Here is a 10,490-nt window from a genome sequence, read left to right as displayed (position 1 = left end):
GCCAATGACCTCGTACTGCCTGTGTCTTGTGATGACTGTCGGGCGGGGCGGAAAGTTTCGCTGGATTGCTCGGCGGTGGGGCCTGGTGCGGTTCTCGTGGCGAGGGAGCTTGCTCCCGCTGGGCTGCGCAGCAGCCCCGGAAAAACAGGGCCGCTGCGCGCACCCAGCGGGAGCAAGCTCCCTCGCCACAGGGTCTTGTGTTGATCTTGGGAGCGAACTTGCCCGCCCGATAGGGATCAGTTCCTTACCGCCCCCTGCGTAGGAGCCTCGCGTTTTGTCTCGATTGACTGCTGCATTGCTGCTGGTCCTGCTGACACTGACCGGCAACGTCGCATTCGCAACGGCTGCCGTTCCCGGTACGCCCGCTTCCAGCGAAACCCCGACCGAACCCGAGCCGCTGGTGCAGGGCGGATTGCTCGGCGCCATCAGTTCGAGCATCGACGACGTCCAGGACAAGCTTGACCTGAACCAGAGCCTGGTGGATGCCTGGCGTCTGCGGGCGGATCGGGCGGCGGACGAGGTGGATCGGCTGGTGGACCAGACCTCCCGCTCTTCCTGGCGCGTAGCCGGCGATTTCATGCTGCTGTCCGGCGTCTGGCTGGGGACGTTTGGGCTGATCTGGACCGGCGCCCGCCTGCTGATGCGACGCCTCGGCCCGGGGCGTTGGCTGCGCAGCCGCCGGCGCATTCGCGACCTGCTCGGCTACCTGTTGCCCTACACGCTCCCGGCATTGGTGTGCCTGCCGTTGACGCTGTACGTCAGCCACTTTCTGCAAGTTTCGGTCGGGCGCGCCCTGGCGCTGTGTTTCGCCTACGCCACCAGCAGCGGCATTTTCTCCACCTCGGTGCTGCTCTGCGTGATCGTGATGTTCAACGCCGGGCACAAGCGCCGGGCAGTGTCGATCATCCGCCGCTTCAGCCCGCGGCCGTTGTTTCTGATCGGCTTTCTCGCGGCCCTCAGCGATGCGCTGACCAGCCCGCAGATCGCTCGGCAACTGGGTGGCAATATCACCAGCAGCGTCGCGGTGTTCACCGGACTGTTCGCTTCGGTGATCTTCGGCTGGCTGGTGATTCGCATGCGCCGCCCGGTGGCGCATCTGATCCGCAACCGGCCGCTGGCGCAACGCCTGAAACAGCCGGCCTTGCAGGAGTCGCTGCGGATTTTCTCGGGTTTGTGGAACTGGCCGATCCTGCTGATGGTGCTGGTCTCGGCGGTGAGCCTGATCGGCGTCGGCGAAGATAACCAGAAGGCCCTGCGCTGCGCGTTGTTCACCACCATCCTGCTGATCGCTACGGTGTTTCTCAGTACGGTGTTCCAGCAGGTGTTCAAGTCTCCCCGGTTCGAGACGATCCAGCGCAACAGCGCCTACAAAGGCCGGTTGCTGAGCCTGGCGCATGCCTTGCTGCGAATTGTCATGGCGGTGGCGTTCATTGAAATCCTCGGGCGGATCTGGGGGATCTCGCTGTTCGAGTTCGCCTCGCGCAATGCGGTAGGGCGGGCGATCAGTGATTCATTGAGCCGCATCGGCCTGATCTTCCTGGTGACCTGGCTGACCTGGGTGGTGCTCGACACGGCGATCCAGGAAGCCCTCAAACCGCCGCTGAACAAGCGCGGAGCCCGCCAGCCGAGCACGCGGGTCAAGACCATCCTGCCGTTGCTGCGCAATGCCGCGAAAATCATCCTGGTGGTGATCTGCGCGATCACCACCATGGCCAACCTGGGCATCAACGTCGCGCCACTGCTGGCCGGCGCCGGGGTGGTGGGTCTGGCCATCGGCTTCGGTTCACAGCAACTGGTGCAGGACGTGATCACCGGATTGTTCATCATTATTGAAGACACCCTGTCCATCGGCGATTGGGTGGTGCTCAGTTCCGGCCACGCCGGTACCGTCGAGGGCCTGACCATCCGCACCCTGCGCCTGCGCGACGGCAAGGGCTTCGTCCACTCGGTGCCGTTCGGCCAGATCAAGGCCGTGACCAACCAATCCCGGCAATTCGCCTTCGCGTTCTTCTCGGTGCAGTTCACCTACGACAGCGATGTGGACCAGGCCATCGAGCTGATTCGCGAAGCCGGGCGCTCGATCTCGGAGGACCCGTTCCTCAAGTTCAACCTGCAGGGGCCGCTGGATGTGTTTGGGGTGGATCGGATGGACCTCAATGGCGTGGTGCTGACTGCGCAGTTCCGTACCGTCTCCGGCGGGCAATATGCAGTGAGCCGGGCGTTCAACCAGCGGCTGAAGAAGCTGGTGGATGAGAACCCGGCGGTGCATTTCGCGCAGACTTATCCACAACAGGTGGTGATGCCGCAGCGGTTGGTGGGGGAGCCGAAAGTCGGGGATGCAGTGGCTGATCGATCTCAATAATTTGCTGAGTCATGTAGCGAGGCTGATGGCCTCATCGCGAGCAGGCTCGCTCCCACAGGGATCACCGCTGTTCCTGTGGGAGCGAGCTTGCTCGCGATGGGGCCAGACCTGCTTTTCCTCAACCTTTCTGAATCAGCCTGCTGCGCACCTCAGCCATCCCTTGCTGATCCAACTCCATCCAGAACACCGGTTTGCCAGCGATCAGCGCCGCCGCCGGCACTCCATCGCGGTACACCAACCTATTACTCGCCAACGCCGGCACTTTCGCCCCCGGCAGCAGAGTCCCGGCCAGGTTCAGCGGGTCGACGCCACACACCACGATCAGACTGTTGTCGGTGGGCCGCCGGCGCACCTCGCGCAGTAACGGGATCGCTTCGGGCAGGGCGAACTGCTCGCCCGCCAGCCCACTGACGAAACGCCCGCCGCGAATCTCTCCCCGAGCCTCCAACCGATGGAAGGTGCGCAGCAGTTCGCGCCAGCTCGGCAGCCAATCGGCTTCCCGTTCGAGCAAGCGCCAGAACACCACGCCGTAGCGGCGCAGCAAGGTCATGGCGATGTGTTCCAGGGTTTCGGGCGGGGTCGGCGCCGGGCGGTTGCTTTCAACAGCGGCGGATGCATTGCGGCGCAACAAGGCCCAGCGCCCAGCGTCATCCATGCCGCCGACAAATGCTCCACGTCCGCGTCGACTGCTGCGGGCCTGGCGTTTGCTGGCCGGGGTGATCAGCGCTCGCAGGCCGGCGAAGCTGTCGGCGTTCACCAGCCCGGCACCCACCAGTTCCTGCAAGGCGATTTCCAGCTCGGCGCGCAGCAGATGAGCCTCGTGCAGCAGTTCATCAAAAAACAGTGCGCCATGTTCGCTCAGGGCCTGATGGACTTTTTGCGTCTTGAGCGACAGTTCTTCCAGGGGCGTCTGTTCGGCCAGGCTGCTCCATAGGCCGACCTGGCTGCGCGGCAGCAACACCACTGGTGTGCTGCGCAGCGCGCTGGCCGAAAGCTTTTGTCGGGCGCTCAGGCGCGTCCAGACCAGCCGGCCGCTGCGGCACAACTCATCGAGCCAGGTGGGCGAGTAGTCCTTGATCCGCGCCGGCAGCAAGTCGCTGTCCCAGGCCGAGGCGGCGGCCGGGTAACCTTCAAATTGGCTGACGATTGACGGCAGCACGGCGTTGCCTCGGCCTTGGGTCGATGTGGAAAGGTGCTGCCAGTCGAACAGGAATCGCATGAAGTCCTGCAACATCACCGGCTCGATTTCTCGTCGCAGGCGCTTGACCGTGTAACGATGGATACGCGCCAGCAAATGCCGCTCGCACCATTCTTCCTGGCCGGTGCCCGGCGTGAAGCGACCGCGCAGTACGTAGCCTTGCTGTTCCAGATGAGCCAGAGCCTGGGTGACTGGCGGCGTCGACAGACCCAGCGGGTAGGCAATGGCCTTCAGCGGCAGCGGCCCGAACGCACTGAGCCGGGCGCGGAGCACTTCCACCACGGCTTCGTCGCTGTCCCAGGCTTCATTGAAACCGGCCAGCGGCGTCAGTGGCGGCTGCCATTGGGCCTGTGGATAAATGGCTTGCAGGCAGGTCAGGCGTTCCAAGGCCACCCATAAACCGCGCTCGGCGCTGATCTGTATGTGGCTGGCGCGACCACGCTCGGCCAGCGTGCGCAACCAGTCCAGCCAGGGCCCGTGGGCGCTGGCTTCGCTGTCGGCGATGCAGGCCAGGCTCATCAGCGCTTCGTGCATTTCATCGAGGTTGGTCGGCGTCGGCCAGGCTTCTTCGCGCACCGACTGGATGGCCTCGGCGTCCAGCGCGCCGAGGTCGTCGGTGGACTGTGGGTCGCTCCAGCGCCGGTTGATCACCGCCTGGGTGCGCCGTTCTTCCAGCGGCGCGTCGTCGAGGAAGGTATAGGGCCGGGCACTGAGGATCTCCGCCGCCAGGGGCGAGGGCGCCGGCAGGTCGCGGCTGATCAGCCGAACCTCGCCCGCTTCCATGCGCCGCAGCAGGGCCAGCCAGCCTTCGCTGTCCATGGCTTCGTGCAGGCAATCGTCGAGGGTCTGCTCCACCAGAGGGTGATTGGGAATCTCCCGTTCACCGGCGAGGTTTTCCAGGCAGGCGATCTGGTCCGGGAACACGCTGGCGATCAGGTCTTCGCTTTTCATCCGTTGTATCTGCGGTGCGACCTTGCGCCCGCCGGTATAACGCGGCAGTGCCAGGGCCACGCCGGCGTTCCAGCGCCAGCGCACGCCGAACAGCGGCGCATCCAGCACCGCCTGGACCAGGATCTGTTCGGCGCTGTGGCTGTTGAGGTAGCGCCAGACTTCGTCGAGCTCGAAGCTATGACTGGTGGACAGCGACAACACGATGGCGTCTTCGCTGGCGGCGGCTTGCAGTTCGAAATTGAAGGTGCGGCAGAAACGCTTGCGCAAGGCCAGGCCCCAGGCGCGGTTGATGCGGCTGCCGAAGGGCGTGTGGATAATCAGTTGCGTGCCGCCAGACTCATCGAAGAAGCGCTCCATCAGCAACGTGTCCTGGGACGGCAAGGCGCCGAAGGCCCGGCGTGACGGCGCCAGGTAATCGAGCAGTTGTTCGGCACTCGGCAGATTCAGCTGCAAGGTGCCGGTCAGCCAGTCCAGCGCCGGTTGCAGATCGCCCGGCGTGGCATCAAGCAGTGCGTCGAGCTGGGCTTGCAGGCGCGCCACCGCCACCGACAGTTCAGCGCTACGCCCTGGGGCTTCGCCGAGCCAGAACGGGATGGTCGGCGGCTGGCCTTGGGCATCCTCGACCCGTACGCGACCGGTCTCGACGCGAATGATCCGGTAGGAGGTATTGCCGAGCTGGAACACGTCGCCGGCAATGCTCTCCACCGCGAAATCTTCGTTGACGCTGCCAATGTTCAAGCCCTGGGGTTCGAGCAGCACACTGTAGTCGGCGTTATCCGGAATGGTCCCGCCGCTGGTCACGGCGGTCAGCTTGCTGCCCCGGCGTCCGCGCAGGGTGCGGGTGACGGCATCGCGGTGCAGATAGGCGCTGCGCACGCCCTGGCGACCGTTGAGGCCCTCGGCGAGCATTTGCAGCAAGGCCTGGTAATGGCCTTCATCCAATTCAGCATAGGGCGCGGCGCGGCGGAACATCTGCAGGAGCGCCTGTTCCTGCCATTCCTGGCAACTCACTTCGGCGACGATCTGCTGGGCCAGCACGTCCAGCGGTGCCTTGGGGATGTGCAGGATGTCCAGCTCGCCACGGCGCACGCAGTCGAGCAGGGCGGCGCATTCGATCAGATCGTCGCGGGTGGTGGCGAACAACCGGCCCTTGGGTGTACCGCCGACGTGGTGCCCGGAGCGTCCGACCCGTTGCAGGAACGCCGAGATCGAACGGGGCGAGGCGATCTGGCACACCAGGTCGACATCGCCGATGTCGATACCCAGTTCCAGCGAGGCGGTGGCGATCAGCACCTGCAATTCGCCGCGCTTGAGCCGTTGCTCGGCGTCGAGGCGAAACTCCTTCGCCAGGCTGCCGTGATGGGCCGCCACCGCGTCTTTGCCCAGGCGCTCGCTCAAATGCCGGCTCAAGCGTTCGGCCAGGCGTCTGGTGTTGACGAATACCAGGGTGGTGCGGTGTTCCCGGGCCAGTTCGGCCAGACGGTTGTAGACCAGCTCCCAGACATCGTTGGCCATCACCGCCGACAGCGGCACCGGTGGCACCTCGATGTCCAGATCCCGTGGGCGCGCATGGCCGATGTCGACGATGTCGCAGGTTCGCCCTTCGCCCACCAGGAAACGCGAAACCGCTTCGATGGGTTTCTGCGTGGCGGACAGGCCGATCCGTACCAGCGGTTCGGCGCACAGCGCTTGCAGGCGTTCCAGGCTCAAGGCCAGGTGGCTGCCGCGCTTGCTGGCGGCGATGGCGTGGATTTCGTCGACGATGACTGTGCGGGTGCTGGCGAGCATCTTCCGACCGGAATCCGAGCCGAGCAGCACGTAGAGCGATTCGGGCGTGGTCACTAGGATGTGCGGCGCGTTCTTGCGCATGGCCGAGCGGTCTTTCTGTGGGGTATCGCCGGTGCGCACGGCGGTGGTGATGTGCAGCGGCGGCAGGTCCATTTGTCGCAGCTGTTCGGTGATCCCGGCCAGCGGGTTTTGCAGGTTGATCTGGATGTCGTTGCTCAAGGCCTTGAGCGGTGAGACGTAGACCACCAGGGTCTGGTCCGGCAGGCCGCCCTGTTCCAGGCCGCGATGCACCAGATCGTCGAGCACCGCGAGAAACGCCGTCAGCGTCTTGCCTGAACCGGTGGGCGCGGCCACCAGGGTCGAACGGCGCTGACTGATCAACGGCCACGCCTGGGCCTGGGCGGCCGTGACCGCCGGGAATGTCTGGCTGAACCAGGCGCGCACGGCAGGGTGAAAGCCCGCCATGGCGTGGTCGGCTGCGAGGGGCAGATTCATAGGAGCAGTTATGCGGGTGGGGTGGGGAAGATGCAAGTACCGATCGGGATCTCCGTTACCAGGTTGGGCCTCATCGCGAGCAAGCTCGCTCCCACAGTCAACCGAGTTTCGTCAGACAACATGCAGTCGAATGTGGGAGCGAGCCTGCTCGCGATAGGGCCATCGAGCCGAACCCGAACCCACGATCTGCACTTTACGGATGACGGTTGCGCACTAAACCCGCAAAATGCAACGATTCCGGCGACGCCTGTGGGCGTTGTCGATCCAAATTCTTGTGCCAACAGACTGGGCCTGCTGATTTTATGCGAATGCGCCTTATGTTACTGGGCGGCGGAAATGCCCTTGGGCAGGCGCTGATTCGCCTCGGTGCAGAAGAAGACATCGGTTTTCTTGCCCCCCGCCCGCCCGAAGACGGTTGGGATGCCGCGAGCCTGACGCAACTGCTCGACGACACCCGGCCGGACGCCTTGATCAACCTGGCGTATTACTTCGACTGGTTCCAGGCCGAGGCCGTCAGCGAGCAGCGCCTGGCCAGCCAGGAACGCGCCGTCGAGCGCCTGGCCGAACTGTGCCAGCACCACAACATCGTCCTGGTGCAACCGTCCAGCTACCGGGTGTTCGACGGTTCCCGTGCCACCGCCTACAGCGAGAAGGACGAACCGGTGCCCCTGGGCCTGCGTGGCCAGGCGTTGTGGCGGATCGAGCAAAGCGTACGTGCGACCTGTCCGCAGCATGTGCTGCTGCGTTTCGGCTGGCTGCTGGACGACAGCGCCGACGGCATCCTTGGCCGTTTCCTGGCCCGCGCCGAACAGCCCGAGGAGCTGCCGCTGGCCGACGACCGCCGGGGCAATCCGACGCCGGTGGACGATGCGGCACGAGTGATCATCTCGGTGCTCAAGCAACTCGATTGCGCGGCGCCGCTGTGGGGCACCTATCATTACGCCGGGCACGAAGCGACCACGCCGCTGGCGCTGGGCCAGGCGATCCTCACCGAAGCCCGCGCCCTGCATCCGCTGGCGATCGAGTCGCCCACCGCCCAGGCTCACGCCGCACGGCCGGACGCCGCCGAAGAACCGCAGCACGCGGTGCTGGCCTGCAAGAAAATTCTGCACACTTTCGGGATCAAGCCCCGCGCCTGGCGCGCCGCGCTCCCGGGCTTACTGGATAGGTTCTATCGCCATGGCTGAAGGCCCTGTTTTAATCACCGGCGGTGCGGGTTTCATCGGCTCGCACCTGACCGACGCCCTGCTTGCCAGGGGACATTCGGTGCGCGTCCTCGATGACTTGTCCACCGGCAAGCGCAGCAACCTGCCATTAGATAACCCGGCGGTCGAACTGATCGAAGGCGACGTCGCCGACGCGGCGCTGGTGGCCCAGGCCATGGCCGGTTGCAGCGCTGTGGCGCACCTGGCGGCAGTGGCCTCGGTGCAAGCCTCGGTGGATGACCCGGTACGCACGCACCAGAGCAATTTCATCGGTACCCTGAATGTCTGCGAAGCCATGCGCCAGACCGGCGTGAAGCGCGTGTTGTTCGCCTCCAGCGCCGCGGTCTACGGCAACAACGGCGAAGGCCAGTCCATCGACGAGGACACGCCCAAGGCACCGCTTACACCCTATGCCTCGGACAAACTGGCCAGCGAGTTCTACCTGGATTTCTATCGCCGCCAGCACGCCCTGGAGCCGGTGGTGTTCCGCTTCTTCAACATCTACGGTCCACGTCAGGATCCGTCTTCGCCGTACTCCGGGGTCATCAGCATCTTCAGCGAGCGGGCACAGAAAGGCTTGCCGATCACCGTGTTCGGCGATGGCGAGCAGACCCGGGATTTTGTCTATGTCCAAGACCTGGTGGACCTGCTGGTGCAGGCCATCGAAAAGCCAGAAGTGGAAGTCGGCGCAGTGAACGTCGGCTGGAACCAGGCGACGACCCTCAAGCAAATGCTCCAGGCCCTCGAGCAAGTGGTCGGCAAGTTGCCGCCGATCAGCTACGGCCCGGCGCGCTCTGGTGACATTCGCCACTCGCGGGCGGACAACCAGCGGCTGTTGCAGCGCTTCAGTTTTCCGACGCAAACGCCGATGAGCGTGGGGCTGGCGCGGTTGCTGGGCCGCTGAACCACGGACACCGGAACCTAATGTGGGAGCGAGCCTGCTCGCGATAGCGGTTTGTCAGCCAACATAGAGGCTGACTGATCTACCGCTATCGCGAGCAGGCTCGCTCCCACAGGGATTTGCGCAAGTTTGAAAGTATGGGTCAGAACTTGTAACCCAACCCCACCATATAGATCCACGGATCCACATCGACATTCACCTTGGCCCGTGTCCCGCCGGCCACGGCGTTGTTGTCGACGTAGGCGCTGGTGTCGATGTCGATGTAGCGAATCTGGCCGTTGATCATGATGTTATCGGTCAGCATGTAGTCGGCGCCGACCTGCCACGCCATGCCCCAGCTGTTGCTTGCACGGAAGTTGCTGAAACCGTTGGCGCTGGCGCCACTGCCGACGTGTTCGTCGTAGATCCAGGTGTAGTTGATACCGGCGCCGACGTAGGGTTGAAACGCCGACTTGGCGTCGAGCGGGTAGTAGACCAGGCTCAGGGTCGGCGGCAGGTGCTTGAGGGTGCCGAGTTTGCCGTTGGCCGCGCCGAGAGCGGTGCCTTTGAGCTTCACGTCATGCTCGAACGGCGAAGCCGCCAGCAGTTCGATCCCCAGGTTGTTGGTCAGCATGTAGGCGAAGTTCAAGCCCAGTTGGGTGTCGCTGCTCATGGTCGCCTTGCCGCCCAGGTCGGCGCCGGCCAGCGGGCCACGGTCGACCTTGACGCTGCCGCTGTCGGCCTCTGGATTGACGGTAATGGCGCCGGCGCGAACGATGATATCGCCGGCCGTATGGGCCTGGGCGAGCGGGGCGGCGAGCGCGAGGGCAACGAGCGAAGCGCTGAGCAGAGACTTGTGCATGGGAGCTCCAAAGGGCATTCAAAAAGGATGGCCTATGGTACGAAGCGCTCTGGGGCGGTCTTTTGACTCAGCTCAATGAAAGTGTGATGAGACTTCAGGGGCCTCATCGTCGGATCGCCGCCCGGAGCAAGCTCGCTCCCACCGGGACGGTGCATGCCGATCCAATGTGGGAGCGAGCCTGCTCGCGATGACTATTTAACTGGCGATACGATAATTACCGGACTCACTCCGGCAGCTCATACACATAAATCTTCTCAGCCTCCATCTGATACCCGGCATCGGCCAGTTCGCTGGTGGACGGCTTGACCTGCATCGGCCCTTCGACCCAGTACGGCTGGTACAACTCATCGAGCTTGACCCCGACTTCGCTCTTCACATGCACGATCTGGTTCGACGGCGGTGGTGGTACATGGATGCAGGCGCCGAAATACGGTACCAGCAAGAAATCCGTGGTGCGGCCTTCCTCGCTGACTTCCAGCGGCACGATGTAACCCGGCAAACGAATCTGCTGCCCATCGAGCGCCTTGACCACCGGCGCGTTGGGCATCTCCTGCCTGGCTGCCGGCGCGGACTCGGCGGCCAGGGCGTCGCTCATCTTCGACAGGTCGTGCAGCGGGGTCATGTTCGGCACTTCCGGCGGCGCGTCGGGCGGGATCATTTCCGACCAGGCCAGGTCCCTCGGCTCGGCCGCCCACAGCGGCAGGGCGACCATCATCAACAACGCAAGCAGGGCGCGGGGCATCTTCAAT

Annotated in this window: 6 protein-coding genes; 3 read left to right on the top strand and 3 right to left on the bottom strand. The window is 64.4% G+C overall.

From position 1 onward, the window contains the following. Positions 1-274: 274 nt before the first annotated feature. A complete protein-coding gene (locus tag ACLEJR_RS20620) occupies positions 275-2,362 on the top strand; it encodes a mechanosensitive ion channel family protein (protein WP_440816105.1) in 2,088 nt (695 codons plus the stop codon). A gap of 118 nt (positions 2,363-2,480) precedes the next feature. Here ACLEJR_RS20620 and ACLEJR_RS20615 read toward each other — a convergent pair whose 3' ends face one another. Then, on the bottom strand, positions 2,481-6,794 hold the full coding sequence (locus ACLEJR_RS20615) for an Lhr family helicase (RefSeq protein WP_440816103.1): 4,314 nt from the start codon (positions 6,792-6,794) through the stop codon (positions 2,481-2,483). 302 nt (positions 6,795-7,096) lie between these two features. Between ACLEJR_RS20615 and ACLEJR_RS20610 the strand changes: the two genes are divergently transcribed. Together ACLEJR_RS20610 and ACLEJR_RS20605 are read left to right on the top strand one after the other, a co-directional pair. Continuing rightward, positions 7,097-7,981, top strand: a complete 885-nt coding sequence (locus tag ACLEJR_RS20610) for a sugar nucleotide-binding protein (RefSeq protein WP_440797872.1) — start codon at positions 7,097-7,099, stop codon at positions 7,979-7,981. Continuing rightward, the gene (locus ACLEJR_RS20605; RefSeq protein ID WP_440816101.1) at positions 7,974-8,903 is read left to right on the top strand and encodes an NAD-dependent epimerase/dehydratase family protein; all 930 of its coding nucleotides are present in this window, start codon (positions 7,974-7,976) and stop codon (positions 8,901-8,903) included. Before ACLEJR_RS20610 ends, ACLEJR_RS20605 begins: the two co-directional genes overlap by 8 nt. Before the next feature lie 139 nt (positions 8,904-9,042). Here the strand turns inward: ACLEJR_RS20605 and ACLEJR_RS20600 are convergent, their stop codons facing one another. Next, positions 9,043-9,741, bottom strand: coding sequence for an OmpW/AlkL family protein (locus tag ACLEJR_RS20600; protein ID WP_440797876.1), 699 nt, complete (start codon positions 9,739-9,741; stop codon positions 9,043-9,045). A 223-nt stretch (positions 9,742-9,964) separates the two neighbouring features. Then, positions 9,965-10,483 (bottom strand): DUF3299 domain-containing protein, encoded by a 519-nt coding sequence (locus ACLEJR_RS20595; protein ID WP_440816099.1) that lies wholly within the window; start codon positions 10,481-10,483, stop codon positions 9,965-9,967. Between the last annotated feature and the right edge of the window lie 7 nt (positions 10,484-10,490).

It is taken from the genome of Pseudomonas sp. SMN5 (genome assembly GCF_052041925.1).
In the GTDB taxonomy this organism is placed as follows: domain Bacteria; phylum Pseudomonadota; class Gammaproteobacteria; order Pseudomonadales; family Pseudomonadaceae; genus Aquipseudomonas.
The sequence above is the reverse complement of the archived record's forward strand: the minus strand, read 5'-3'. Positions and strand labels throughout refer to the sequence as shown.